The sequence below is a fragment of the Pseudomonas fluorescens genome (genome assembly GCF_030344995.1).
GTDB lineage: Bacteria > Pseudomonadota > Gammaproteobacteria > Pseudomonadales > Pseudomonadaceae > Aquipseudomonas > Aquipseudomonas fluorescens_BF.
In genome coordinates, this window is the sequence record NZ_CP128260.1 from 3,490,585 (window position 1) to 3,517,252 (window position 26,668).

Annotated in this window: 20 protein-coding genes; 4 read left to right on the forward strand and 16 right to left on the reverse strand. The window is 60.9% G+C overall.

Translation table 11 applies throughout. The features are described from left to right. Window positions 1–286: 286 nt before the first annotated feature. The 16 genes from QR290_RS15525 to QR290_RS15600 form a co-directional block, all read right to left on the reverse strand. Window positions 287–916: an RraA family protein gene (locus QR290_RS15525; RefSeq protein ID WP_289202994.1), complete on the reverse strand. Its 630-nt coding sequence runs from the start codon at window positions 914–916 to the stop codon at window positions 287–289. Further along, window positions 913–1,707 (reverse strand): IucA/IucC family C-terminal-domain containing protein, encoded by a 795-nt coding sequence (locus QR290_RS15530; protein WP_289202995.1) that lies wholly within the window; start codon window positions 1,705–1,707, stop codon window positions 913–915. Before QR290_RS15530 ends, QR290_RS15525 begins: the two co-directional genes overlap by 4 nt. Beyond that, the gene (locus QR290_RS15535) at window positions 1,704–2,495 is read right to left on the reverse strand and encodes an ABC transporter ATP-binding protein (protein ID WP_115077969.1); all 792 of its coding nucleotides are present in this window, start codon (window positions 2,493–2,495) and stop codon (window positions 1,704–1,706) included. Before QR290_RS15535 ends, QR290_RS15530 begins: the two co-directional genes overlap by 4 nt. 10 nt (window positions 2,496–2,505) lie before the next feature. Further along, the gene (locus QR290_RS15540; protein WP_289202996.1) at window positions 2,506–3,537 is read right to left on the reverse strand and encodes a FecCD family ABC transporter permease; all 1,032 of its coding nucleotides are present in this window, start codon (window positions 3,535–3,537) and stop codon (window positions 2,506–2,508) included. Then, on the reverse strand, window positions 3,530–4,519 hold the full coding sequence (locus QR290_RS15545) for a FecCD family ABC transporter permease (protein ID WP_289202997.1): 990 nt from the start codon (window positions 4,517–4,519) through the stop codon (window positions 3,530–3,532). Before QR290_RS15545 ends, QR290_RS15540 begins: the two co-directional genes overlap by 8 nt. Beyond that, the gene (locus QR290_RS15550; RefSeq protein ID WP_289202998.1) at window positions 4,516–5,421 is read right to left on the reverse strand and encodes an ABC transporter substrate-binding protein; all 906 of its coding nucleotides are present in this window, start codon (window positions 5,419–5,421) and stop codon (window positions 4,516–4,518) included. The genes QR290_RS15545 and QR290_RS15550 overlap by 4 nt, the downstream gene beginning before the upstream one ends. After that, window positions 5,411–7,267, reverse strand: coding sequence for an IucA/IucC family protein (locus QR290_RS15555; RefSeq protein WP_289202999.1), 1,857 nt, complete (start codon window positions 7,265–7,267; stop codon window positions 5,411–5,413). The genes QR290_RS15550 and QR290_RS15555 overlap by 11 nt, the downstream gene beginning before the upstream one ends. A 4-nt stretch (window positions 7,268–7,271) precedes the next feature. Then, window positions 7,272–8,045, reverse strand: a complete 774-nt coding sequence (locus QR290_RS15560) for an HpcH/HpaI aldolase family protein (RefSeq protein ID WP_289203000.1) — start codon at window positions 8,043–8,045, stop codon at window positions 7,272–7,274. Continuing rightward, a complete protein-coding gene (locus QR290_RS15565; RefSeq protein ID WP_435875049.1) occupies window positions 8,039–9,907 on the reverse strand; it encodes an IucA/IucC family protein in 1,869 nt (622 codons plus the stop codon). Before QR290_RS15565 ends, QR290_RS15560 begins: the two co-directional genes overlap by 7 nt. A gap of 16 nt (window positions 9,908–9,923) precedes the next feature. Beyond that, entirely contained in the window at window positions 9,924–11,342 is a 1,419-nt protein-coding gene (locus QR290_RS15570; RefSeq protein WP_289205300.1) for a DHA2 family efflux MFS transporter permease subunit, read from the reverse strand. Continuing rightward, on the reverse strand, window positions 11,339–12,562 hold the full coding sequence (locus tag QR290_RS15575; protein ID WP_289203002.1) for a type III PLP-dependent enzyme: 1,224 nt from the start codon (window positions 12,560–12,562) through the stop codon (window positions 11,339–11,341). The genes QR290_RS15570 and QR290_RS15575 overlap by 4 nt, the downstream gene beginning before the upstream one ends. Beyond that, window positions 12,555–14,339 (reverse strand): IucA/IucC family protein, encoded by a 1,785-nt coding sequence (locus tag QR290_RS15580; protein WP_289203003.1) that lies wholly within the window; start codon window positions 14,337–14,339, stop codon window positions 12,555–12,557. The genes QR290_RS15575 and QR290_RS15580 overlap by 8 nt, the downstream gene beginning before the upstream one ends. A gap of 257 nt (window positions 14,340–14,596) precedes the next feature. Next, on the reverse strand, window positions 14,597–15,973 hold the full coding sequence (locus tag QR290_RS15585; protein WP_289203004.1) for a diaminobutyrate--2-oxoglutarate transaminase: 1,377 nt from the start codon (window positions 15,971–15,973) through the stop codon (window positions 14,597–14,599). Between the two features lie 346 nt (window positions 15,974–16,319). Further along, window positions 16,320–18,722: a TonB-dependent receptor gene (locus QR290_RS15590; protein WP_289203005.1), complete on the reverse strand. Its 2,403-nt coding sequence runs from the start codon at window positions 18,720–18,722 to the stop codon at window positions 16,320–16,322. A 68-nt stretch (window positions 18,723–18,790) separates the two neighbouring features. Next, a complete protein-coding gene (locus tag QR290_RS15595; protein ID WP_115077980.1) occupies window positions 18,791–19,741 on the reverse strand; it encodes a FecR family protein in 951 nt (316 codons plus the stop codon). After that, a complete protein-coding gene (locus QR290_RS15600) occupies window positions 19,738–20,247 on the reverse strand; it encodes a sigma-70 family RNA polymerase sigma factor (RefSeq protein ID WP_289203006.1) in 510 nt (169 codons plus the stop codon). The genes QR290_RS15595 and QR290_RS15600 overlap by 4 nt, the downstream gene beginning before the upstream one ends. A 375-nt stretch (window positions 20,248–20,622) precedes the next feature. Here QR290_RS15600 and QR290_RS15605 point away from each other — a divergent pair, with 375 nt between their 5' ends. The 4 genes from QR290_RS15605 (at window position 20,623) to QR290_RS15620 (ending at window position 26,657) form a co-directional block, all read left to right on the forward strand. After that, window positions 20,623–21,741: an SMP-30/gluconolactonase/LRE family protein gene (locus QR290_RS15605; RefSeq protein ID WP_127798202.1), complete on the forward strand. Its 1,119-nt coding sequence runs from the start codon at window positions 20,623–20,625 to the stop codon at window positions 21,739–21,741. Between the two features lie 472 nt (window positions 21,742–22,213). Beyond that, complete coding sequence (locus QR290_RS15610; RefSeq protein ID WP_289203007.1) at window positions 22,214–22,756, forward strand: DUF3833 domain-containing protein; 543 nt, start codon at window positions 22,214–22,216, stop codon at window positions 22,754–22,756. Window positions 22,757–22,782: 26 nt separating this feature from the next. Beyond that, a complete protein-coding gene (locus tag QR290_RS15615) occupies window positions 22,783–24,321 on the forward strand; it encodes a cryptochrome/photolyase family protein (protein ID WP_289203008.1) in 1,539 nt (512 codons plus the stop codon). 161 nt (window positions 24,322–24,482) lie between these two features. After that, entirely contained in the window at window positions 24,483–26,657 is a 2,175-nt protein-coding gene (locus tag QR290_RS15620) for a hybrid sensor histidine kinase/response regulator (RefSeq protein ID WP_115077985.1), read from the forward strand. Window positions 26,658–26,668: the final 11 nt, after the last annotated feature.

The window sequence follows — 26,668 nt, forward strand, 5'->3', positions numbered from 1 at the left end:
GAGACCCGAAAAGGTGCAGAACGGTAGCTGAGTAACACCTATTGAAACCGGGTGCCCTGGCACCAAAAGATACCAGACGTCTTTGATTCTTACCGTGGGCGTCCAACTATCGGAAGATTCGGAAAAGAAAGCCGCCCAGACCAGATCGAACAAACTCGCGTAGATAAAGCACACACTCAGGCGCCACCACAAATCGGCGCCCAGGTTGATCGAGTACGCTTCCAGTGGTGTCCCTTCGAGTAGCAAGTCTGGTCCGGGCGGTGCGCGGCAGAATCGTCAGGCTTGCCTAGTCCGAATGAAGGTTGTCGATCGCTTTCAGCCTGTTCAGAAACTCTCCCCTGCGCTCGCGATCCAGCGCTTCCTTCGCCATCATGTCCGGCAACAAGGTTTCAGCGCGAACGGCATCGAGAATGAACACACCGTCATCGTCGCCCAACGCAATGTCCCCTGGACTGATCCGCACCCCGGCGACTTCTACGGTGCCGTTGACCTCACCTCGCAGGCCGATTCCACGGGTGGTGTAAGCACTCACCCCAAAGCTGAAAACAGGCAACCGGTGTTCGCGCAAGGCCGCCGCATCGGTCACCGCACCACCGACCACAACACCTGCCAGCCCTTTGATCAGCCCGGCCAGCGTACGCAACTCGCCCCAGCAGGCGCACTCTTCGTCGCCTGCACATTCGATCACCAACACATCGCCCGCCTGACTGAGCAACAGCGCGTCGCGCAAGATGCTGCCGTCGGGTGGAAAGACCTTCACGGTGACGACATTGCCCAGCATGCGCACATTACCGAACAACGGTTTGATGCCACGCAAATACCCCTGATCACCAAAATGGCCCAGGGTTGATGGCGCGATCTCCCGGTAGTGCTCAAGCAGTTCGGCGCTGGCGTGTTGTTGGCGGGGAGCAATCATGAGCTTTTCCCCGGGCGTGAAGGTTTCGGCCGGATGAGAGGGCATGTCGAGCAATATTCGACGGGGTCGCAGGCCCGATAGTAGAAGCAGCAGGTACGGCGAAAACGGACACTGCCCCCCTCCTCCATGGGCGTGGGCGGACGGCGGAAGTGCGTCAGCGGGTTGTAATCCAGGCCGAACAGCTCCGGTGGGGCTTCATTGAGCAGCCAATGGAAATCCGCCTCCTGGCGCTGGCGAATCACTGGATCCTGCACCTTGCTGATGCGTTTTTCGTAAAGCGAATAAACCCGCACGGCCGTGTTCTCCCACAGAATGCGGCGCGAAATCCCGCTGACCCGGTTGAACATCTGCCATAACGGCGCCAATACGCCTGCGAACAGCGCTGTCACGACCTCCGCCCGCCAGGCTTCCCGTTCACCGGCGTCGTACCGGGTGGGTGTTCGCTCGGGCATCGGCATGGAGGATGTCCAGAGCCCTTCGTCATGGCCGTACTCGATCACGCAGTCTTCAAGGGACAACATCAGTCCCTGATCACAAACAGACATGGCGTACAGACAAGCACCCGTGGCCAGGAAAGAGAACCGCTTGCCCAGCAGCGACGCGGTGATGGCTCGGGTCGGAGAGCTGATCACGGGACCCAGCCGGTCGAGCAATTGCACGCACGCGTCTTCATCCAGCAATGCGGAGGCGCGCACCGAGCGTAGCCGGTCGTGCTCGGCCATGGGTTTGAGACGCAGCGGACCGCTCAATACCGCCCAGTCTTGCGGTGCAAACGTTGAACTCAGGTTCATTGTGGCAACTCCCGTCCGAACGGGATGCACAGCGGTGTGCCGAAAAACGGATCGGCAATGATCCGGCAGTTGAGATCGAAGACCTGCTTGACCAGTCCCTCGGTCAGAATGTCCGCCGGCCGCCCCTGAGCGAATGCCGTGCGCTGATGTACCGCGACCATATGGTCGGCGTAGCGACACGCCAGGTTCAGATCATGCAGGACCATGACGATGGTCTTGTTTTCCTGACGATTGAGATCGCGCAGCAGATCCAGCACCTCGATCTGGTGGGCCAGATCGAGAAAAGTGGTCGGCTCATCGAGCAACACGATCTCGGTATCCTGGGCGAGGGTCATGGCAATCCAGACGCGCTGACGCTGGCCACCGGACAGCGCATCGACCGGCCGTTGCGCCAGTTCCTGCACCCCCGTCTGCTGCAGCGCCCGTTCAACCATTGCCTCATCCTGTACCGACCATTGTTGCATCCAGCTCTGATACGGATATCGCCCCAGCGCTACCAGTTGCCGCACCGTGATGCCCTCCGGCGCGCTGGGCATTTGCGGCAGGATGGCCAACTCCCGCGCCACCGCCGCCGTCGAGCGTTGCTGAATATCGACACCGTTGAGAATGACCGAACCCTGTCGCGGCTTGAGCAGGCGCGCCAGGGATTTGAGCAAGGTGCTTTTGCCGCAACCGTTGCTGCCGATCAGCACCGAGATTTTGCCCGCCGGCAGTTGCAGATCCAGTGCATCGATAATCACCTGGCGCTGATAGCCCAGGGTCAGTTGATGGGTCGCCATCGAAGCCATCAGTGATTCCTTAATGCCGCTGGTTGATCAAAAGATAAAGAAAGAACGGTGTCCCCAGCACGGCGACAAAAATCCCGGCGGGCAGATCCAGTGGCAGAAACAGGCTGCGCCCGATCAGGTCGGCCAGCACCGCCAGATTCGCACCGACCAGCGCCGCCATGATCGCTTGCCCGGCAAAGCCCGGGGCCACCAGACGCTTGGCGATATGCGGCGCAATCAGGCCGACAAACGCAATCGCCCCGCCCCATGCCACCGCAGCGCCGGCCAGTGCCACGCTGACCATCAACAACCCGGCGCGCAGCCATTGCACCCGCACGCCGATACCTTGGGCCAGCGCATCATCCAGTTGTTGAAACCGCACCTGACGCGCCAGAAATATCAGAACCGGCATGATCGCCAGCAGCCATCCCGCCAGGGCTCGCGGCTCCGGCCAGCTCGCGCCGTACACGCTGCCGGTCAGCCAGACATACGCTGAAAGCGTGGTGGTCAACGGACTGAACACCAGCATGAAGGTTGTCAGCGCGGTCAGCAGCGCCGACACGCCAACCCCGATCAACACCAGCCGCAGGGGCGACGCGCCGCGTTTCCAGGCCAACAGATAAATGCTCAACGCCGCCAGTCCGGCGCCGCCCATGGCCGCCAGCGGCAGGTATTGCGGGCCCAGCAGCACCGAGAAGAACGACAGGTACAACACCGCCGCCGCACTGGCGCCGCTGGTGATACCCAACAGGTCTGGCGACGCCAACGGATTGCGGATGATGCTTTGCAGAATCAGCCCCGACACCGCCAAAGCCGCGCCCACCAGCGCCGCCAGCAACAACCGTGGCAGACGAAGCTGCTCGATGATGAACACCAGACGCTCATCGCCGCCCTGCCAGAGCAGTTGCACCACGGTCAGCGGCGACAGGTTGACCTTGCCAAGCGAAAGCACGCCCAGCATGACCATCGCTGTGAACACCAGCGCGGCGAGCAGATGCCAGAGGGTAGAAAGGTCAATGCGCCGCGAGAACCCTGCGCGCCGCAATATCAGCGAGTCATTCATAACGCCCTCCTCTCCGCGCCAGCGCAATGAAGAACGGCGCACCGAACAACGCAGTCATGACGCCGACAGGCACCTCTTGCGGCAGGATCACCACCCGCGCCAGCGTGTCGGCCAGCAGTAACAGCATCGCACCGGCCAACGCGCAGCCCGGCAGCAGCCAGCGATGGTCGACCGAAAGGCCTTTGCGCACCATGTGCGGCACCAGCAATCCGATGAAACCGATGCTGCCGGCCAGCGCCACCGCACTGCCCGCCAGGCAGATGATCAGTACGCCGAGCAGTAGCCGGATCAACCCCGTCCGCTGCCCGAGCCCCGTCGCGATCGATTCCCCGGCGTTGAGTACATTCACTTGCCCGGCCATCAACAATGCGCCGATCAACGCCACCAGCACGACCGCCAACAAAGGCGCCGCCAATCCCAGGTCGCGTTCGGACAACGAACCTGCCAGCCAGAACAACACCGTATCCAGACCTTCCTGATTGACCACCAGCAACGCCTGGCTGAACGCCGAAAACAGCGCCGTCATGGCCGCCCCCGCCAGCACGATGCGCAACGGATTGAGGCTGCCCTGCCCCCGATTGCCGATGATCCACACCAGACTTCCAGCCACCGCCGCCCCCAGAAATGCGCACCAGAGCCATTGCTGCGGAGCGCTCAAGGCAAACACCGACGTGCCGAGAATGATCGCGAACGTCGCGCCGGCGTTGATCCCGAACAATCCCGGTGACGCCAGTGGATTGCGGGTCAGCGCCTGCATCAAGGCGCCGGCCACCGCCAGGCTGGAACCGACCGCGAGCGCCATCAGCGTCCGCGACAGCCGTGTAGTCACCACCCACTCATGGGACACCCCCAACGCATCCGGATGCATCAGGACATCAAGAACCTGCGCCGGTGCGATCCAGTTTGCACCCGCCGCCAGGCTCAACATCACGCTCGACAACAACCCCAGTAACAAGCCCAGAAGCTTCACGCCTTCGCTCATGAAGCGGCCTCCATGGCGGTCACCCGCGCAATCTCGTCCAGCATCAGGTTGGCCCCGAGAATGCCGCCGGACAGGCTCCAGGCCACATTGTCGACACGCCAGATCAGGCCATCGCGAGGCGCGCGCAGTTGGCGCCAAAGCGGATGCTGCACCAGGTTCTGATAATTGCGCTGTACGCCCTGGCTGTCGCTGCGCTGGAAGATAAAAAACAGGTCGGCATCAACGGCCGCAAGACTTTCCTTGCTGGTGATTTTCAGCGACACCCCGCTGGCTTCCCGGGCCGTTGGCGTCCAGGCAAAACCCAGCTCAGTCAGCACGGAGCCGGCAAAACTCGCCGGCAAATAGCTGCGGATATGATCTTCACGGATGTCCAGCACCGAAACCGTCAACGGCCAGCGCCCGGCGAACCGGGCCTGCAACTGTCGACGCAAAGCGATCACCCGTTGCTCCCACTGCGCCAGCACCTGCGTGGCCTGCGCCTGACGCTGCAACGCCGCCCCCATCAAGGCCAGCGTCTGTTTGAACTCGAACACTTCATCGAGCATCACCACCGTGCCCATCTGCTCCAGCAAAGGGGCGATGCGTTGATGGCGAAAACGCGAGCCGACAATCACATCCGGTCGCAACAGGGCGATGTCTTCCAGGCTGGGCTGGGTTTCCAGCCCGACATGCGGCACGCCCTGCACGGCCGGACGCAGATAGCGGTACATGGGCTTTTCGCTCCATGAATCGACAACCCCGCACGGCGTCACACCCAGTGCGACGGCACTGTCGGTCGCCCCTTGAAAGAGCGTCACCAGCCGCAACGGTTCCGCCAGTGCAATACGCGGCAGCGCCAGAACGCCGAGCGACAGGCGCAACACACTGCGCCTGCCGATCAGCCCTTGAGAATCAACCGCCATGTGCCACTCGCTGGAACGGGTTGACCACTTCACCCTTGCCGAACGGCATGCTGCCCGGCCCGCCGGCACGTTCGATCATCGGCGTCAGCAGCAGTTTCTGCGGCCAGCGTGGCGCGTCGAACAGTTGGCGCTGAAGCATTGCGCGGGCCGCGTCGTCAAAGTCGATTTGCCGGATCAGGGTTTCCAGCACCGTGCGCAAGGTTGTCCAAAGGGCCGTAACCGGTACGGCATAGACCGAAGACAACGTGTCGATGATGGCGCGCACATTGACCTGCACCGCCAGGGTCTGCAGCCAGAACAGCAGGTCTTCCGGGCAGTTGTGATAGAGGGTGTTGGCATGGCCCTTCTTGATCCGGTACTGCGGATCGGCCATTCCGTTGCGCTCCAGCCATGGCACGAAGATGCGCAGCGAATCGTGATCGCGCAGCAGCAGGCCCTGGGCCTGACCGGCCTTCCAGACCAGCACCGCGTTCTGACCGTGAACCTCGCCCAGCATGCCCAGGCGGAACATGCGCAGGTTGACGTCGAAGAAGCGCTCGCACAATTCGCCGAACAGGGTCAGCACCGAGCTGGCCTCGACGGGCAGTTGGCGATAGCTCATCCATTCATCGAAGAAGTGGCGCCGGCTACCGGGCAGTGGCGTGCCGAGCGCAGCCATTGGCAACAGGCGGCAATCAGGATCGTCGAGCAGCGCCTGCGGATAGCTGCGCACCATCGCCGACAGGTGCCGTGGCGCCTCGTCGAACAGCGTCGCCTGCGGCGGCATGAAAGCCCACCACTTGCTTTCGTCGCACAAGTGCAGGGTTTGCGCCAGCACCGGGTCGAGGGTTCGCACCTGATGCAACAGTTTTTCGCTGAGCCCGCCGTTGATCATCTTCACCGCCGGCAGATAACGCGAGGCGCCCAGCGAGTAGATCGCCATCGGCAGCTTGAGATAGTCGGCGCTGTCGAAACACGGCGTCATCGAACGCAGCGACGAGGTGGCGAATACCGTGGCCTCCTGGAAATCCAGGCGCTGGCACACACCCCGGTCGAACTCGCTCCCCAGTTGTCCTTGCAGCACGTGCTCGAACTGCCACGGATGGACCGGCAGCGCGATATGCGTTTCGTCGATCCCGCGCGACGCCAGTTCGGCGGCCAGGCGCTTCTGCAAGTCCGCCGGCAGCAGATAGCGCGCCGGGTAGATGGTTTCCAGGTCCGTCACCCCTTCCCCGCCCTGCAACATGTCCTTGCGCACCGCGACCCAGTTCAACGCCACCGGCTCGGCGAATTCGGCCTGGTATTGCAGGTATTCACTCTGCAACAACCCCTGCTTGGCCTTGGCCAACGGGTGGTACGGACGGTCACGCAGCGACGCCCACTGTTCCATGATCCGGAAGAACGTCGCCCCGTCCCGTGCCATCAGGTGCGTGTCGTCAACCTGATGTTCCTGCGACAGCGCGGTCTGCCAGATGCTGATGTGCAGCACTTCGAGAAACAGCGTCAGGCCTTTCTCGTTATCGGCAAAGCGTGGCCCCATGCCCGTGAACACATGCTTCATGAACTCCACCGGCGACAGACGCACCCAGTGTTCTTCCTGTCGGGCCAACACGGCAGTGCCCGGGACTTTCTCCCACTGCTGGGTAATGCCGGGCCGCAGCGCGATGCTGATGAAGCGCCGTTCCTGCGCGTCGCAGCACCACTCCCAGATATGTTCACCTTCAAGGGTCGGTGCCCGCGGATGAGCCTGGCGCCATTGCCCGGCAGAAAGAATCGACAATGGCTCGCGACCAAAGAAGTCTTCGGCCAGCAGGCAGTCAATCAAGTCCTGCATCACGATGTCGGCGGCCTGAGTAGTGAATTTCATCGAATCAGTTTCCTTCTTGAGAAAGAGTGGCCAGTCGGGCCTGAAGAGCACGAAACGCAATGCCGCGCTCGTCGCCAAGGACAAAGGCGTTGACCCCGCGCTCACGCCAGCGGCTCAGATCACCGCTCTGGCGCGGGATGGCGCAATACGCGATGCCAGCCTCGCGAGTGGCTTGCCAGGTATCGAGCAAGGCTTGCTGCACGGGCGGCTGATCGATCTGCCAGGGCATGCCGAGGGACTGCGACAGGTCCGCCGCCCCCTCCAGAATCATGTCCAGGCCGGGCACCGCCGCGATCTCTGCGGCGCAACGCACGCCCTCTGCGCTTTCGATCATCGCCACCACCATGATCTGTTCGTTTGCCTCGGCCACGTACTGCGCCAGGCTGTGTTTGCCGAACGATCCGGGCCGCCCGGCATTGAGGCTGCGAACGCCCTGCGGGTGGTACTTGCACGCGGCGATGGCCGCCGCCACTTGCCCGGCGGATTCGATCATCGGCAGCACGATGCCCTGGGCCCCTCCGTCAAGCAGCCGCAGCAGGGTTTTCGGATTGAGGTCCGCCACCCGCACCAGTGGCGTGATGCCGTAGGACTCGGCGATGCGGATCATGTTCTCGACGGTCTCCGGGTTGATCAGCACGTGCTCCATGTCGATGATCACGAAGTCGAAACCGGCCTCGGCGATCAGTTCGATGGCGGCCGGCGCCGGAATCGAGCTGATCAGACCGTACACCGCCTCTCCGGCCGCCAGTTTGCGTTTCAGTTGATTGGTTCTCAGCATGCTTGCGGCCTGTGGACGTGCAATGGATTGGGCACCGATTTGAAACGACGCTCGCCATCGCCAAGCAGACGACGCTTGGTCAACTCCTCCACTTCGTAATGCGGCGCGAACACATCGAACAGGCCGAACCGGTCGCGGTGCTGCGGATGGGCCTGCTGGTAATCGAGGATCACTTCAGCAGTCATGCGCCAGAACTGCGCTTCTTCGAGCTGATAGTGCTGACGCAGGAAAATCGCCATCTCCGCCAGGCAGATGAAGAAGAAACAGTCGCAGGAGAAATCCCGTACCGCGTTGACGTCGTCGGTCAGGATGTACGAGTTGCGATTGAGCCGCGCATGACTGGCTGGCAGCGGCACCAGTTCCGGGCACAGTTCGGGGCGCGCCAGATGCGCAGGCGAGTAACGCACGCCATCGTGGAAGTCCTTGAGAGCGATCCGCTGCGGCCAGCCCTGCTTGACGATCAGCACGATGTTCTGACCGTGGGATTCCATGCCAATGCCTTCGGCGTAGAGCATGTGAATGATCGGCGGCACCGTGACTTTCAGCAGTTGCCGGGTCCAGGCTTCAAGGCCGTACTCGCGGATCCACGCCTCGATGAAAGGCTGCTGAGGTGCATCGCCGTAGCGGTTTTCGACGTGGCTGAGGCCGTTGAACGGCACGGCCTGTTCGTCGGCCTTGAGGTACGAATGCAGGCTTTCGCGCCAGATCGCACCGAGCGTGCCGTAGGTTTGCGCACTGCGCGATTGGGGCAGATGGCTGTAATCGAAACTGACGCCGGCCACTTCGCCGAGGATGACGAAATCCAGCGCACGGGCGGTGCTGTCGCTGGCAATCAGTTGTTGCAGCCAGTCAGTGATGATCGGCCCGTTCATCACCGTATGCCGCGCCAGAATCCGCGTGCTGGAGGTGTTGGTCATGCTCATCGCCAGTTTGACGTACGGCCGCTCTCTGGCTGTCGCATTGGCCAGCGTGCGGATCGACTGCTGCGCCTTGTACTGGTCATCCGACGTCCCGAGCCAGATCAGCTCGCCACTGGCCAGCTCCTTGTAGAACGCCGGCACAATCACGTTTTCCCACTGCCACGGGTGAACCGGCAACACGGCGTAGTCCTCGATGGACCGGCCCTGCCCGGCCAATTGACCGGCGATCTGCTGCCAGCGCTGCGCGCCCACTTCCTGCTCGATGAACGCTGCAAAATCCATGTGCCGGGAATGATTGACCGACGCCCGGTTGCGCGCGATCGCCAGCCAGATCACGTTGATCGGTGTCGCGAATTCCGGCCCGTAGGCCCGGTTGTCATCCAGCGAAAAGCCGATACGCGACTTGTAGCAAGGGTGATAGCTGTGGGCGTCCATGAAGTGCTGTTCCAGCGCGTCGACGTCCAGTTCGTGGGGCGCGCCATCAGTCCGGTAACCCTGACTGCGCGATTGCAGATCCTTGAGCTCGGTCTGTTCCAGTTCCTGAATGAAACGCGCCAGGTGCGGGCTGTCCTGATAGTCCTCAAGCAGTTCGGCCAGGGCCTGGTGCAGGTCCGGCACGCTGCGTTCGCCGTGGCTGTCGACGCGCTCCAGTGTTTGCGGATCAAGACGAATCAATTGAAAACTGTCGCTGAGCAGGCCTTTACAGCGGTACTCCACCGGCGACTGCTGCTCATCGCGCCCCATCACCACGAAAACTTGTTGGTCGTTGTCCATTGGCTGGTTGCGATAAGGCAGGACCGCTTCATAGAGCAACGTCTGCAACAACTGGCCAACGACCCGCTGCTGCACCTTTTGATAAATGCGTGAATCGACGCCCGTCAGCCAGGCACCCGGCGCCGAAGACGGTTGAGAGAATGTCGGAAAAGTCGTCGTCATGGTCATACCTTCCAAAGATGCGTTAACGATGTTCGAGCGCGGCCGGCGCAGGCTCGGCCGTCTCGTCGGAAAGAGGGAAACGCCAGGCACAAGGCAGTGCCAGCAGGATCAGCACGCCGGTGGCGAAGAACACTTCGCTGATCGCCGAAGGCGTTGCCGTCAGTTGTGCTTCGGCACCGGCGGCAGCAAGGCGGAACTCCAGCCACAGCGATGCAATGACAATCGCCAATGACGAAACCAGCCGCCGGGAAATGTTGTTCATGGCTGCGCCCTGCGTGACCATCGGCTCGGGCAAGGCGTTTAGCCCGGCGGTGGTGACCGGCATGTAGGACAGTCCCAAGCCAGCGCCGCGAACCATCATCAAGCCGAACACCAGGCCGATGCCCGCGTCGCTCTTGAGCAGGCCCAGCGCCAGGGTCGACAGGCCCGTCAGCAACAAGCCGATCGCGACCACCCGCCGTGGCCCGTGGCGATCCAGTGCACTGCCGCCGATGCGCCCGAACAGACTGGCGAACACCGCCGTGCACAACAGCGACAGGCCCGTCCAGATGGCGCTGTAGCCCAGCACGGTCTGCACCAGCAAAGGCAGCAACACCAGGCACTCGAACATGCCCACCGACTGCACAACGGCAATGACCACGCTCAGCCGGTAACCGCGCAAGGCAAAGATTCGCAGGTTGAGCAACGGCGCCTCGCGGCGCAGCTCGACCTGAACGAACACCGCCAGACAGGCCACCGCTGCCAGCAACATGCCGACGTTGGCCGGTTCGAGCAGCGCATCGGCGTGGTGCATCCGGCTGATGGCGACCATCAGCAAACCAATGCCCGAGGCGATCAGCACATAGCCTGTCAGGTCGAAGGGTTTGCGCTCCGTCGGCTCGGAGTCCGGCAGAACGCCGAGCCCCATCAGCAGCGCAATCAGGCCGATCGGCACATTCATCAGAAACAGCGACCGCCAGCTGAACCACTCCAGCAGCAAGCTGCCGCACAGCGGCCCGACCGCCGGTGCAAGCATCACCGCCGCCCCCCACAGCCCCGTCACCCGGCCGCGCTCATCCTTGGCATACACCGAGAAAATGATCGCCAGCGACAACGGGATCATCAGCCCGCTGGCAATCCCCTGTACCACTCGCGCCGCGATGACCATGGCAATCGAATCCGCCAGCGCGCCCATCAGCGAACCGCCGATGAACAGCGCCACGCCCCACAGGTACAGGCGCTTGCGGCCCATGCGCTGGCTGAGAAAACTGGTCAGCGGCATGGTCACGCCCATGCTGGTCATGAACCCCGCGACGATCCAAGTCGCCAGCAGCGGCCCGATCTCGAACGCCGTCATGAAGGCCGGCAATGCCGGATTCAATGAACTGTTGTTGAGGCTGACCGTGAGCGTGCCCAAAAGCACATTCAGCACCACCCAGCGCCGTGCGGGATTGAAACTCACTGCCACAGGCCGACTCCTTCGAGCAATGCACCCCGATGCACGAAATGTTGTGGCGGGCGTGGATGGCAGAGGAAATCGGCGTGGGAAATGTTGTAGCCATAGGCCCCTGCCATGGGCAGAACCAGCAAGTCGCCGACTTCGACTCCGGTGAGCGGCTGCTGCCGGCTCAGGATATCCTTGGGCGTACACAACTGCCCGACCACGGTCCAGTTGCGCTCGGTGGATTCGGCGGTCGGCGGAGTCTGCGGCAGGTGAATCAGCGGGTGATCATGGCTTTGTGCGGCCGGCAGGCGGAACTGATGAGTGCCGCCACGACACACGATGAAGTGCTCGCCATGGCTGGTCTTGGTGTCCAGCACTTCGATCACGTAGTAACCACAGAACGCACTGATGAACCGCCCCGGCTCGAAGCGCAGGATCGGCGCGTCGGGCTGATCGTCCAGGCGACGTTCCAGATAACGGCATAGTCGCTGCCAGTCGAACCGCTGTCCGCTCAGATAATCGACGCCGATGCCTCCACCGACATTCAAATGCGTCAATTGCTCCGGGTAGGCGGCCAGGGCTTTCCATTCGCTCCAGCGCTGCAAATAGAAATCGAGCAGTTGCTCGTGCCGTTCCACCGACATCTGGTGGGACATGGCATGCACATGAAAACCCTTGAGGCACAAGTGAGTGGCGCGGTCGACCCGTTGCACCGCTTCGCCGAGCTCCGACTCATCAATGCCGAACGGCGTCGCGGTGCCGGCCATCGCCAGTTTGCTCGACTGCTGTGCCGGCAGCTGAGGATTGATCCGGATGAACACCGGCTGCACCCGCCCCGCTTCATTGGCCAGCCGTTGCAGGCGCTCGATCTCGTTCAGGCTTTCGACGTGAATCGCTTCGACCTGATGGGCCAGTGCGGCACGCAGGTCGGAATCGAGCTTGCCGGGGCCGGAAAACACATAAGGTGTGCGGATCGGGCAAGTCACCACCCGCTCGATCTCGCCTCCCGAGGAAATTTCGAAACCACTGACCAGCGGCGCCAGAACCTCAAGCAAGGGCGCTTCGCTGTTGGCCTTGATCGCGTAATACAGCTCGACCTTCGGCGGCAGTGCGTCCATCACCTCGCGCACATGCGTCTGCAACGCGTCCAGGTCGTAGATGAATGCCGCCAGCGGATCCGGATTTGCGGCCCGCACACGGTCGATCGCCTCCAGAACGGGAACCGTCAGATCAGCCATAACGGGCCTCCTCGCTCCAGGGTGAAACGAGCCTGACGTAGCCGGCGGCGCGATCCGCCTGGGCGCTCAGACGGACTTTCAGGTTGGTCTTGCAGGCAATCGGCTGTCCGGCGATCAGCGCATCGAGCTCCGGCGCGGGACGCGTCAGTTCATCGCGTATGACGCGCAGTTGGCGCTCCACCCGCTGCCACATCACAGTGGCCAGGTGTGGGCGTTCCCAGCTCAGGGCGAGCACGGCTTCGGAGAGGTTGTTGATCATCAGGCAATAGGAAATCCGGCTCCAGCCCTGCACACGGCTGTATTGCAGCGACTGGCGCACCCGTGGATGCAGGCCGACATCAATCTGCTTGATGCCCAGTTCCTCTGTGAGCTTCACCCCCTCGAAATCACGCAGCAGCAGCTGTTGCGGCTGGCCTGAATCGTGAACCAGCACCGTGTTCTGCAGGTGCGGCTCCATCACCACGCCATGGTTGAAGAACAATGCCAGCACCGGGCGCAGCAACAGGGCCTGATAGCGGTCGAACCACTCCACCAGTTGTTCGTCGTCAGGTTCCTGACCGAATGCCGCTTGCAGGAAACCGTGCACCAGAGGACGAGAATGGATGTCGTGTGCAAACAGGGTACCGGCCATCACACTGCGGTCGGCACGGGAGCGCAGGCAGAAGTTCTCCCGCAGGATCGCGCCGGTCTGTTCACGGAACCAATGGGCGTCGGCCTCACTGGCCTGGGGCGGCGCCCAGCTCATCGAGCCGGGCTCGGCAATCACCGACAAACCTCCCAGCGTATGCGGCTGGGTTTGCAGGAGACGCTGGAACAGTTGATCGATGATCAGCGTGCTTTCCAGCTCATACCAGGCGTTCTTGCGCACGCAGTTGGTAATGCGCACATGCAGCGAACCCTTGATGAAGTAGTCATGACCTTCGATGTACCAGGTGCGCATCGACGCCGTGGGACTGGCGATCGGGCCGGTGGCACCGTGATCGACAATGTCGCCCAGTTCGAGCAGTTGCTGCACTCGCCGGTCCTGAATAAATAACTGCGCCTGCACCGGGTGCATGCAAATCATCGCGTGACCGGGCCTGGCGCGCTGCTGATCGGCAAACCCGGCCATGACCTGGCTTTCATCGAGGCCGTTGGCGGTAACGCGCAATCCTTGCCGGGGTACTTCGAACAGGTGCAGCGCGGTTTGCGCCTGAAACTCGGGCGCGTAGGTCTGCTGCGAAAGATGCGCCGGCCACAACCGGGCCTTGGGCGCCGGATGATTGGGGTGACCGAACCACAAACCCTGCTCGCTGGCCAGGTAGCTGCTGAGCGGTGCCGGGCGGTGGTTGTCCATGTTGTGGGCGACGATGGCGGCTGTCAGTCCCTGGCTCTGCAATACCTGATCGAGCAGTTCTTCATTGCTGGCGCGGGTCATGTGCTCGCAGGCGCCCAACAATTCAGCGGCAAACTCGGCAAAGCCCAGGCAACGCCAGTCCCCTCGTCCCTGACGCGCATAGACGTCCGACAGATAACGATGACTGCCAAGACGGTCACGGCGGTCCACCATGACAAAGAACTGCTGCTCGTTGGGCAGGCTGATCGTCAGCGGAATGCCCTTCCATTGCAGGCCTTCCAGGTAACAGCCCGGCGCGATGCCTTGCATATCACCAGGCCAACGGTAGTCGAGGCAGTTTTCCGGCAAGGCGAATTCTTTGATCAAACAATTGAGCAAGGCGCGGGTACTCGCCAACTCACTGACCATCCTTGATACAACATTGCGATCTGCTTGATTCATAGGTACTCCACAGTAGCCCGTGAGGTCACTGGTTACATTTGCCGGGACAAAGGACAAGCGCTCGCGCCAACTTGCGAAGCGCACTACAGCAACTTTAAAAAAGTCATCCCGGCGAGAATTAAATAAACAATCGATTACCGAAAGTTCCTGAAAAAGCGCTCATCACTGAAGTGCTTTCTTTAAGCGGCGGTTCGACCATTCACCCTGATCGCTTTCTACATAACGTTCGCCAGGTTCAAACACCTTTTAACAAACGATTACGCACGAACTTCAAGCAGAGCAGCTTCAAGTGCCGTTTCAAATCGCTGAATCACTTGCTGACATTGCTGGTCGTCAATAATCAGCGCAGGCAATAAACGAATGACATTGCCCCGACGTCCGCCCCGTTCCAGGAGCAGTCCCTGCCTGAAGCAATGCTGCTGGATGGCGACGGACAGCACCGGGTCCATCGGAAAATGCCCGAGGCAATCTGCCGGCTGGCGCTCGTCGACGATTTCGATGCCCAGCATCAAGCCCCGCCCGCGCACCTGACCCAACGCTGGATACCGTTGGCGCAAACCGTTGAGCTGATCCTTGAGCCATTGACCGCGTCGTTCGGCCTGGGCCGGAAGCTGTTGATGCTTGAGCGCCTGCAGCGTTGCAAGCCCGGTGGCCATGGCCATCTGGTTGCCACGGAAAGTGCCGGCGTGATTGCCCGGTTCCCAGACGTCGTACTCGCGCTTGATCCCCAGCACCGCCATGGGCAGGCCACCACCGACCGCCTTGGACATGACAATGATGTCCGGCTCGATTTGCGCATGTTCGAAGGCAAACATCTTGCCGGTGCGACCGAAACCGGCCTGCACTTCGTCAAGAATCAGCAGGATCCCGTGCTTGCGGGTCACCTCGCGGATCGCACGCAGCCAGCTGTCCGGCGCGCAGTTGACCCCGCCCTCGCCCTGCACCGCCTCGACGATCACGGCTGCCGGCAAGGTGACGCCGCTCTCGACATCCTCGATGAACTGAGTGAAGTAATGGGTCAGCGCCTCGACGCCTGCCTCACCGCCCAAGCCGAACGGACAGCGGTATTCATGGGGATACGGCATGAATTGCACGCCGGGCATCAGGCCGGCGACGGCGTTCTTCGGCCCGAGGTTGCCGGTCAGGGCCAGCGCGCCGTGAGTCATGCCGTGGTAGGCACCGGAAAAACTGATGATGTTGTGGCGACCGGTGAACGTCTTGGCCAGTTTCAGCGCGGCTTCTACCGCATCCGCCCCCGAAGGACCGCAGAATTGCAGGCAGTAACCCTCTCCCTGCCCCGGCAACAGGCTTAGCAGTGTTTCACTGAAAGCGTCCTTGACCTCGGTCGTCAGGTCCAGGGTGTGCATCGGCAGGCCGGAAGCCAGAAAGCTGCCGATACTGTCCATGATGGCCGGGTGATTGTGCCCGAGCGCGAGCGTCCCGGCACCGGCCAGGCAATCCAGATAGGTCTTGCCTTCGACATCCGTTACCCAGACACCGTGTGCCTTGGCAATGGCCAGTGGCAACTTGCGCGGATAACTTCGAACATTCGATTCAAACTTTCCCTGTCGCGCCAAATAGTCGGCATTGGTCTTTTGCAGAGGACTAATGTGCAATGCGCCATCATTCAACATCGGATTACCCTCGGTAAATTTCGATATGAAAACTATTCTCATCAACTAATTCATGCAACAGGTAGCTGTGAATTTTTTGGAATATTTACATAACGCTGTTTTTAATTAAAAACCTGCGCGCACAACAAATTGCAAGTCGTTAAACCCGAACAAAAATCAACTGACGCGCCATGATATGGCCATACTTTTGTCATGCAACGTTCAACTTTTTATTATCTTTATTGGCAGTAATTCATTGCACAGTATCGGGATAACTACTGAATAGTGTTGTGCATAAAGTTCCTTGCTTCGTGAAATATCTTCAGAAGATTCCTGCGCTGCCCGTCCCTGGGCCAGGTTCCTCGTTTCAGAAGTCGACGGTTGCCGAAAGCAGATAGGTTCGTGGTGTCGAAAGCGTCAGCCCGGGCTCGCTGTCATCGGAGGCACCGGCGGAGCTCCAGTAGCGTTTGTCCGCGACGTTTTCGATGTTGGCTCGCAGGGTGATGTTCTTTTCGTCGACCTTGAACGCGTAGCGCGCGCCCACGTCGAAGCGCTCCCAGGCATCGATCTGCTTGTCGTTGGACTGATCCAGGTATTGCGAGCTTGAGTAGATGCCACGCCCGGTCAGGGTCAGGCCCTGGACGTTGGGCACGTCCCATTCCGCGCCGAGATTGACGTTGAATTTCGGGGTCGCCGGTGCACGGTTGCCATCGAAGGTGCCGTTGGTGGTGTGGGTCAACTCACTGTCGATGTACATGACACCGCCGAGCAGACGAAAGCCCTGAAGCGGTTCGCCGAACACGGTCAGCTCCACGCCATCGTTCTGGCGTTTGCCGTTGGGGCCGAAGACCCGGGTCACGGCGTTGGTCTCGTAGGCCGGTTGCTTGATCCGGAAGACCGCAGCGGTCAGGCCGAACGAACCGGCGTCATACTTTGCGCCCACCTCGACCTGACGGCTGATGAACGGCGGGAAGATTTCGTCTTCGTTCACCGACGTCGACGGCGCGATCTTGCCCTGGCTCAGGCCTTCCATGTAGTTGGCGTACAACGACAGTTTGTCGGTGGCCTTGAACAGGATGCCGCCGGATGGCGAGACTTTTTCTTCATCGTAGGCCGTGTCGCCTTTGACATCGTCGCTCCAGTCGTCGACTTTCACCCGCTGCCAGCGCGCGCCCAGGGTCAGCAACAGGCGGTCATCGAAAAAACCCATCGTGTCGGCCAGCGCCACGCCACTGAAACGGTTTTCGGTATAGACGTCAGCGTCCTGTCGTGTCGGACGCACCGGCGTCGGCGTTTCAACAGGGTTATAGAGGTTGCTCGGGGAAGCGGCGTAGCGCGCACCACCGTTCTCGAAGTCCATGTAGAAGTAGCTGGCGGCGAGATTGATTTCGTGGCTCACCGGCCCGGTATGAAACCAGTTGCGCACCCCGGCCGTAGCGGTACGGACGTTTTCGTCACGGGTGAAATCCCGTGGCTGGACGCTGAAATCGCCTTTGTCGTTGGTGACAGATACCGCGTGCCGAAGGAAATCGTGATTGCTCTTGCGTACGCCGACTCCGCCGTACAGCAGGGTCGAATCGTTGACGTCGAACTCGGCATTCACCGTCCCGAAAGTGTCCTTGGTACGGGCCTTGCTCCAGGACTGTGCATAGTTGTGTCTGACTTCACTGGCACTCGGAACCCGGGCATTGGCACCAACCTGCACGCGCTCTTGCGGCGCGTCGGTATCGCGCTCGGTACGGCCTACGTCGGTGGAAAGACGCAGGCGCTCACCGCGAAAATCAAGGCCCAGCACGGCCATGTCACGGTCAACGCTCTGGTGATCCCACTCGGTATCACCAGACTGTTTGACCCCGTTGAATCGCAGGCCGAACTTATTGTCCTCGCCAAAGCGCCGCCCCACGTCCACTGCGCCACCGATTTGATTGTTCGAGGCGTAGTTGGCGGTCAGTGAGGTGATCGGCTTGTCGGTCGCGTGCTTGGGTACGACGTTGATGCCGCCGCCCACACTGCCCCGTGGCGAAATGCCGTTGATGAGTTGGCTCGGCCCCTTGAGGATGTCGACCCGCTCGGCCATTTCCATGTCGATCGTGTAAGTCGGCAAGACCCCGTACAGACCGTTGTAAGCCACATCGCTGTTGAACAGGCTGAAACCGCGAATGGTGAACTGTTCGTAACGGCCGCCAGCCGGGTTGGTGGCGCGGACCGAAGGGTCACTGGCAATCAGATCGCCCAGGGTGCGGGCCTGCTGGTTCTTGACCGCCTCGCTGGTGTAGGTGGTCATGCTGAACGGCGTCTCCATGAAATCACGCGAGCCCAGCAAACCTTGCGAACCACGGCGCGCCACCTGGCCACCCGCATACACATCGCCGCCGGTCTCGTCGTTGGCGCCGAGAATCGAAGTCGGTGCCAGTTGCAGGCTGCTGCCCTCCGGCGCCGGAACCAGTATGTAAGCCTGCTCGCCGACCGGCTGCAGTTGCAGGCCGGAGCCCGCGAGCAAGCGGGCGAAGCCTTCCTCCACACCATATTCGCCGGACAGGCCGTTGCTGCTGCGGCCGCTGACCAGCGCCGGATCCACTGACAGGTTGACCCCGGCCAGCCCGGCAAACCGGGTCAGTGCGGCGCTCAGACTCCCGGCGGGCACCTGGTAGCTGCGACGAGCTGCCTCGTCGGCCCAGCTCACCGGCATCAACAATGGACTGGCACTCAGGCTCAGCATGAGGCTCAACTGCAACAACGGACGCAAACGACTTGGAAATACTGCGGGCATTGGAAGAAGCTCTCGTTTTTAGTTCACTTACCTGGAATGACCGGCGAGGCGAAAAAAAGGGACAGGCTTCAGGCAATATTTTTTCGAGGAACCAGCGTGACCCAGAAACGCGTGCGCGATTGCACCTCCAGCGGCAGGCTGGCGGCCAGCAGAGACAGGATGCGATCGGTGTTGTCCAGACGGAAACTGCCCGTGACTCGCAGGCTTTCCAGCGCAGGTTCCCAGCGCAGCAAGCCCGGGCGATAACGGCCGAGTTCACGCAGAAAGTCACCGAGCGGCTGGTTCTGCGCCATCAGCACTCCGTCACGCCAACCCGGCAACAACGCGTCGAATGCACCAACAGTGCCCGCACCAGTGGCCTGCAGACTCACTTGCTGTCCCGCGCTCAGCAGCAGTTCGGGGCCTTGCAGCGGTTGCAGGCGCACCGCACCGCTGACAACTGATACGCGGCAATCGCGCTCATTGAGACGCACACACACTTCGCTGCGGCTGACGATGATCCGGCCATAGGGGGCCTGGATCGTCAGTGGCGCGGTTCCTGGCACGTTGAGTGCCATTTCGCCGCGCACCAGGGTCAGCAGGCGAGCACCGAGGTCGATATTCACGGCGCTGGCAGTGTTGAGTTGCAAGGTGCTGCCGTCGGCCAGGGGAATTCGTTTGTGTTCACCGGTGCCGGTCTGCAAGTCCGCCCGCCAGACATCCAGCGGAAGCTGGCGTCCGATCAGCCAGGCCGCCGGCACCAGCGCCGCAACACCGAGCGCCCGTTTGAGTGCGGCCCGGCGAGCAGGATCGGGACGATCAAGGGTCGCCATCGCCAATACCGAAGGCAAGCCGAAGAAACGCTGACGCAGCATCTGCGCCTTTTGCCAGGCATGTTCGTGACTGCTGTGGCTGTTGCGCCAGTTTTGCAGACGTACCTGATCGTCCTCGGTGGCTTCGCCGGATTCCAGCAATGTCAGCCACTGAGCAGCCGCTCTGGCAATCTCGCGCGCTTCGCTGGAGGGTGCCGCGCGCATCACCAGTCCACCAGCAGGCAATGCTCGTAGGCCTGGGCCATGTAGCGTTTCACGGTACGTTCGGAGACTCGCAGGCGTTCGGCGATGTCGCGATAGCCGAGGCCTTCCAGCTGGCTCCACAGAAACGCACGACGCACTTCGCGGGGCAAGCCATCGAGAAGCTCATCAAGCGCCTGCAGGGTTTCAAGCACCACCCAACGTTGTTCGGGAGACGGAACGCAGTCTTCGGGCAAGTGGGCCAGCGCGTCCAGGTAGGCTTTTTCCAGACTGCGACGGGTATAGAAATTACTCAGCAGACGTTTGCCGACGGTCAACAGATAGGCGCGCGGCTCGCGCATTTCGGCGATGGGCTGTGAACTGCACAGCACTCGCATGAACGTGTCCTGACTCAGATCCGCCGCATCCCACGCGTTGCCCAAGCGCTTTCGCAGCCAGTTTTCCAGCCAGCCCCGGTGGTCTCGGTACAAGGTGTGTAGGCTGTGCTCCGGTGGCGTCGCTGCTTCAATCATCTCAAGAGACCCTGCGCGAAGGATATAAATGAGACTGATTCTAATTAATGTTTCACTGCGAAACCAAGCCCTTTTCTGCTGGATAGATCGCAAATATCGGTAGGAACACGGCTTAGGAAGGCACAAAGCCCCGAATTTTTTCCTACACACCCTGCACGGCCACCAAAGCAGCGACGACCTCGCTCGACCCGCTGGCGCACCTGTTTCCCTGCGCAGCGCTGGAATAACAGATGCTGAGCGTCAGCCTAAAGCGATTAAGCGAAGGACTTAATCTCCAAGCCCGACCAGACCTGGATAACAAATCACTTGTACGATGTCCTATCACAGGATATTACTGCGTCTCCAAAAAAAAAATAAAACCACGGAGATCGCTACATGGACTCATCCCTGTCCGCCAAGCCTGACAACCTCGAACAGGTAAAAGGCAATACACGCCGCAGCTTCCTGAAGAAGTCCCTCGCTGTTTCCGCCACGCTCGCCACCGGCAGCGCCTTGTTGCCCAGTCTCTCTGAAGCTGCCGAACCGTTGAGTCAACGCTACCCGGATCCACTGATTCACATCCTCGACGACAGCTTCCTCGACCTGCGTATTTTCAACGCCAGTGTGGAAAAACTCGCCACCGGCATGCGCTGGGCCGAAGGACCGGTCTGGGTCGGTGATGGCCGCTATTTGCTGGTCAGCGACATCCCCAATAATCGCATCATGCGTTGGGACGAAATCACCGAAACCTTCACCGTGTACCGTGAACACTCGAACTTCTCCAACGGGATGTGCCGGGATCGCCAAGGGCGTCTTATCGTCTGCGAAGGCTCTACCACCACCAGCGAAGGCCGCCGCGTCACACGCACCGAATACAACGGCACGATCACCGTGCTGGCCGACAGCTTTGAGGGCAAACCCTTCAACTCGCCCAACGACATCGTCTGCAAAAGTGACGGATCAATCTGGTTTACCGACCCGCCATTCCAGACCGGCAACAATTACGAAGGCCACAAGATCACCCCGAGCCAACCGCACGCCGTTTACCGCATCGACGGTGAGAGCAGAAAGGTGACTCGGGTGATCGACGACCTTAACGGCCCCAATGGCCTGTGCTTCAGTCCCGACGAAAAAACCCTGTATGTCGTCGAAGGCCGCGCCAAACCCAATCGCTTGATCTGGGCAATTGCCGTGAAGGAAGACGGCACACTGGGCGAGCGCCGCAAGCACATCGAGGGGCTGGACTACGCGGCAATCGACGGTATCAAGTGCGACGAAGCGGGCAACCTGTGGTGCGGCTGGGGCGGCAATGGAGATCCCAGGGCCGATCTGGAAAAACTCGACGGCGTGCGTGTTTTCAATCCACAGGGCAAGGCCATCGGCCATATTTCGCTGCCAGAGCGCTGCCCGAACCTGTGCTTCGGGGGGCGCGAAGGGAACAGGCTGTTCATGGCAAGCAGTCACTCGATCTACTCGCTTTTTGTGAATACTCGCGGGACTACGTTTGCTTTGTAAAAACGCCGTTCATCTCGCGATCGCTTCATGAGTATCGAAACAATATCTCGCCGCGCAGCCAAGGATGCGCGGCACTCAATCCGGTGCCGTGCAACCGGCGTAAGCCACCAGCGAATGGAGTCTTCAAGGGATGTCGGGAAAATCATCCTGACAATGCACCAGACAGCGCAATGATCAATATTCGCCCCACTCCCACTACTCTGGAAAAGCTTCACGCTGTGAATTGAGTTTTCCTCTCAACACGAAAAATTGCCGTTTCATTGTCAGCTGGCTTTTTTCCGCCTATCTTGATTAAAACCTATACAAGCTTATTAGCCGCGTACAATTTTTTGCACGACGGATACGCTTTCACGCGAGATTCCGTCACTAGATACCTTAACGAAACGCCCATAACCCTGTACGCGCCCCTCACTGCGTACAAGAAAATGGCTCGAACGTTCTCCCTCAACACCTGCGATCAGGGAGCAAGGCAATGACTCGATTACTGCTGTTACTGGCACTGATGCTCAGCGTCGCAAGCTGCAGCAACGTGGATGTAACCCGCTATGCCGATCAACAACCGGCACTGAGTCTGGAGCGATTTTTCAGCCAGCCCGTCAAAGCCTGGGGGATTTTTCAGAAGCCTGGTGGCGAAGTGACCAAGCGTTTTGAAGTCACCATCGTCAGCCGTCACGACGGCAACAACCTGATTCTCGACGAGCGCTTCCTTTACAGCGATGGCACCCGCCAACACCGCGTATGGACGTTGACGCCCGAGGGCGGGGGACGCTGGAGCGGTCGTGCAGGCGATGTGGTTGGCGCTGCGCAGGGCCAGATTGCCGGGAACGCCGTGCACTGGGTTTATCGCCTGAACCTGGCGGTCGACGATTCGACCTATGAAGTGAGCATGGACGACTGGATGTACCTGATGGATGAGGACACGTTGATCAACCGCACCAGCATGTCCAAGTTCGGGGTGGAAGTCGGTCAGGTGACCCTGTTCTTCCGTCGCCAGGGCACCGAAGCCAGCCAATGAACCGCACAACCCCAGAGCTTGATTGAATGAACGTTACCCGCCGCTTGTGCCTGGTACTGGGCGACCAGTTGTCCTTCGACCTGGCTTCATTACAGGCACTCGATGCCGAGCGCGACACGGTGCTGCTGGTTGAAGTCATGGAAGAAGCCAGCCATGTGCCCCACCATCCACAGAAGATTGCCCTGATCTTCAGCGCCATGCGCCACTTCGCCCAGGCGCTGCGAGACCAAGGCGTGCGTGTTGAATACGTCACCCTGGATGATCCGGAAAACAGCGGTTCGGTGCCGGGTGAGTTACAGCGTTGGCAAGCGCTGTTGCAGGCCGAAGAAGTACACGTCACCGAATGTGGTGACTGGCGGCTGGAGCACTCGATAAAGGAATGCGGCTTGCCGATTCACTGGCACGCCGATACGCGTTTTCTGTGCGGTCGCGAAGAGTTCGCTGCATGGGCCGAAGGCAAGAAACAGCTGCGCATGGAGTTTTTCTACCGGGAGATGCGTCGCAAGAGCCGGTTGTTGCTCAATGGCGACGGCTCGCCGGTGGGTGGTGCGTGGAACTTCGATGCCGAGAATCGCAAGGCCCTGCCCAAAAGCGTGAAAGCGCCCTACCCGGCGCGCTTCAGTAACGACGCCATCACCAGCGAAGTACTTGCACTGGTCAAGGCGCGTTTCAGCCAGCACTACGGCGCGCTCGATGACTTCAACTATCCCGTCACCCATGCCGATGCGCAGGCGCTCTGGGCGTACTTTCTCGATTACGGTCTGGCCGGGTTTGGCGATTACCAGGACGCCATGGCCAGTGATGAGCCGTTCCTGTTTCATGCGCGCATCAGTGCGGCACTCAACATCGGCCTGCTGGACCTGCGCCAGTTGTGCAGCGACGTGGAGTCGGCGTACTGGTCCGGCAGCGTTGCGCTCAACGCCGCCGAAGGCTTCATTCGGCAACTGATTGGCTGGCGTGAATATGTGCGGGGCGTGTACTGGCTGAAAATGCCTGATTACGCGCTGGGCAACTCGTTCGGCAACACCCGTGCATTGCCCGAGTTCTACTGGACCGGCGATACGCAAATGAACTGCATGCGCCACGCCATCGGGCAAAGCCTGCAGCACGCCTATGCGCATCACATCCAGCGGTTGATGGTCACCGGCAATTTCGCCCTGCTCGCCGGTATCGCGCCGAGCCAGATCTGTGAGTGGTATCTGGCGATCTACATGGACGCCTTTGACTGGGTCGAGCTGCCCAACACGCTGGGCATGGTCATGCACGCCGATGGCGGTTATCTCGGTTCCAAACCCTATTGCGCCGGCGGCCAGTACATCAATCGCATGTCGGATTACTGCCGTGGGTGCGCGTACAAGGTCAGCGAAAGCACGGCGGACAATGCCTGTCCGTTCAATTCGCTCTACTGGCATTTCCTGATGCGCCACGGTGAGCAGCTGCGCGGCAATCAGCGCATGAGCATGATGTACAAGAACCTTGATCGCATGCCGCAGGCCAAGCAAGAGGCACTCTGGCAACGGGGCCAAATGCTGCTGGCCCGCCTGGATAACGGCGAGTCGATCTGAAATCGGTGTTCGCCCAAAGCCGTCAGTGAAACTTAACGACGACGCCACCTGTCAACGAATGAACCACAATCAAGCCAGACCGCTTCGCGATGACCACTGCCCCCGTCCGGCCTGCCCGCCCCATGAAACCGGCCCCTGAAAAAACTGACAAAGCAGGTGAGATGGATACCCTCAAACACCTTGATCGCGAAGCACTTGAGTCCGAGGTAAAGCGATTACGCGCCGCGCTGCTGAGCAATGAAGTCGACACTGAGCAAAATGTGGCGGCTCAACTCCAGGCCAGCAAAGCTGCGCTCGCCCGCAGTGAGGAACGCTTCAGCACCATTCTGGAAACCATCGAATCGGCGTTTGCCATCGTCAAAGTCAAATTCGACGCCAACGACGAGCCTGTCGACTACTACTTCGTCGAGGCCAACCCGGCGTTCGAGCGCCAGTGCGGGGTCAACCTGCGCGGTAAATGGGTAACCGAATTCGCGCCCAATCTGGAACGCTTCTGGTTCGAAACCTACGGCCACGTGGCCAAGACCGGGGAACCGGCGAACTTCGAAAATTACGCCAATACCTTCGAACGCTGGTTCGATGTGCGCGCCGTGCGGGTCGGCGATCCGGCCGACCGGCAGATCGCGATCCTGTTCAACGACGTCACCGAACGACGCGATGCCGAGGAGCGCTTGCGCGCCAGTGAGGCGATCGCCCGCGAGAACGTCGAACGCGTGCAACTGGCCCTCGCCGCCGGCGCCATTATCGGCACCTGGCACTGGGACCTGCTGACCGATCGCTTTGCCATCGACGAAGGCTTCGCCCAGGTGTTCAACCTCGACCCGAGTCTGGGGCGCGAGGGACTCAGCCTCGAACAAGTGATCACCAGCGTGCACCCCGACGATCGGGACGGGCTGACCACCGCGATCGACGAAGCCATTGGCCGCGGTGGCGCCTATTCCCATCAGTATCGCGTGCGCCGCGCGGACGGCAGATACCAGTGGATCGAAGCCAACGGCCGCGTTGAGTGTGCCGATGACAACAAACCATTGCGCTTCCCCGGCGTACTGATCGACGTCGAGGAGCGACGCACCGTCGAGGCAGAGCGCGACGGTGCTATCGCCGCCTTGCGTGCGCTCAACGACACACTGGAACAACGGGTTTCAGCGCGCACCGCCGAGTTGATGCAAGCGGAGGAAAAACTGCGTCAGTCGCAGAAGATGGAGGCGGTCGGCCAACTGACGGGCGGCCTCGCTCATGACTTCAACAACTTGCTGGCCGGCGTTTCCGGTGCCCTGGAATTGATGGGTACGCGGATCAGTCAGGGTCGGTTGAGCGAAGTCGACAAATACATGGTCACCGCACAGGGCGCGGTCAAGCGTGCCGCCGCCCTCACCCACCGCCTGCTGGCGTTCTCCAGACGCCAGACCCTCGATCCGCGCCCTACCGACGTCAACATGCTGATGACCGGCATGACCGAACTGATCCAGCGCACCGTGGGCCCGAGCATTCTTCTGGAAACCATTGGCTCGCCGCAGCTTTGGCCGACACTGGTGGATGCCAGTCAGCTGGAAAACGCACTGCTCAATCTGTGCATCAACGCCCGCGATGCGATGCCCGATGGCGGACGCATCACCATCGAGACGGCCAATCGCAGCATGGATTCCGAGACCGCCAGCACGCTGGAGATTCCCGAAGGTGAATATGTGTGTCTGTGCGTCAGCGATACCGGCACCGGCATGTCGGCCGATGTGATTGCCAAGGCTTTCGACCCGTTCTTTACCACCAAACCGCTGGGTCAGGGCACGGGGCTCGGGCTGTCGATGATCTACGGCTTCGCCAAGCAGTCCGGCGGCCAGGTGCGCGTGCATTCGCAGGTCGATCGGGGCACCACGATGTGTATCTACCTGCCGCGGCACTGCGGCGAACTCGTGCAAAGTCTCGATGACAAGCACATCGCACCGGCTGTAGTGCCCAAGGCCAGCGAGACCATTCTGGTGGTGGACGATGAACCCACGGTGCGCGCCTTGCTGACCGAAGTGCTGGGCGATCTCGGCTACAACTTGCTCGAGGCAGGCGACAGCGTTGCCGGGCTGAAGGCGTTGCAATCGAACGTGCATATCGACTTGCTGATCACCGACGTCGGCCTGCCGGGTGGGATGAACGGCCGACAACTGGCCGACGCCGGCCGGGAGATCCGGCCAAACCTGACGACACTTTTCATTACCGGGTACGCAGAAAATGCAGTGATCGGCGCCGGCCAACTGGGCCCCGGCATGCAGGTGCTGACCAAGCCCTTCGCGGTCGACACGCTGGTGGCGCGGGTGATTGACCTGATGTCGTCGAGAGCCAAATAGCAACCCAAGCA